Source organism: Bradyrhizobium sp. P5_C11_2 (genome assembly GCF_054049755.1).
Genome location: NZ_JBFULT010001049.1, coordinates 1 through 1,213 on the forward strand (window position 1 = coordinate 1; position 1,213 = coordinate 1,213).

General features: G+C 61.8%; 1 protein-coding gene. It reads left to right on the forward strand.

What is annotated here, in order from left to right; all coding sequences use genetic code 11:
• The coding region (locus ACXJL8_RS41565; RefSeq protein WP_456687092.1) for an acyl-CoA dehydrogenase family protein at positions 1-902 on the forward strand (902 nt) is incomplete at its 5' end.
• Positions 903-1,213 lie beyond the last annotated feature (311 nt).

Here is a 1,213-nt window from a genome sequence, read left to right on the forward strand (position 1 = left end):
ACATGGAGGTGCTGGAGCGCTACGGCTCGGCAAAAGACAAGGAGCGCTGGCTGAAGCCGCTGCTCGCCGGCGAAATCCGCTCCTGTTTCGCCATGACCGAGCCCGCGGTCGCCTCGTCGGACGCGACCAACATCGAAAGCTCGATCGTGCGCGACGGCGACCATTACGTCATCAACGGCCGCAAATGGTACACGACGAACGCGACCGATCCGCGCTGCAGGATCTGCATCTTCATGGGCAAAACCGATCCGGACAATACGGACCGCCACAAGCAGCAATCCATGATCCTGGTGCCGATGGACACGCCCGGCATCGAGGTGAAGCGTCCCCTGCCCGTGTTCGGCTTCTACGGCGTGCCCGACCGCGCCTCGGAGGTGGTCTTCACCAATGTGCGCGTGCCGAAGGAGAACATGCTGCTCGGCGAAGGCCGCGGTTTCGAGATCGCGCAGGGCCGCCTCGGCCCCGGCCGCATCCACCATTGCATGCGGCTGATCGGCCTGTCCGAACGCACGCTGGAGAAGATGTGCCGCCGCGTGCGCAGTCGCGTCGCCTTCGGCAAGCCGGTCTCGGAGCAGACGGTGACGCAGGAGCGCATCGCGGAGGCCCGCATCATGATCGAGCAGGCCCGGCTGCTGACGCTGAACGCGGCGTACGCGATGGACACGGTCGGCAACAAGGTCGCCAAGAGCGAAATCGCGATGATCAAGGTCGCGGTGCCCAACATGGCCTGCCAGGTCATCGACTGGGCGATCCAGGCCCATGGCGGCGGCGGCACGTCGAACGATTTTGGTTTGACGCAGGCCTATGCCACCGCACGTCTGCTGCGTCTCGCCGACGGCCCGGACGAGGTTCACAGGAACCAGATCGCGCGGTTCGAGCTGAAGAAATATTCGAATGCCTGAGTAGACGTTGGTTCGCCAGTCCAACGTCTGATCATCGGAGTCTAATCGACGCTTGGCTGCTCGATGGATGCAGACACATTCTGATTCAAAATCGCTTCGAGCATCGCTCCGAAAATGATAAACGGCAGATAGAACGCAAGCATGATCGTATTCCTCCTGCTGTGACAACCTTGGCCTGCAGGCCAGGTTCCTCCAGTTGACACGCGCCCGCCTCGGAACATTTTCGTCGCTTACCTAGCTACCGACGAAACCGAGGCACAGGCAGTATCAGGAACGCATCGCGTCAATCGCATGGGCGATCAGAACGACTG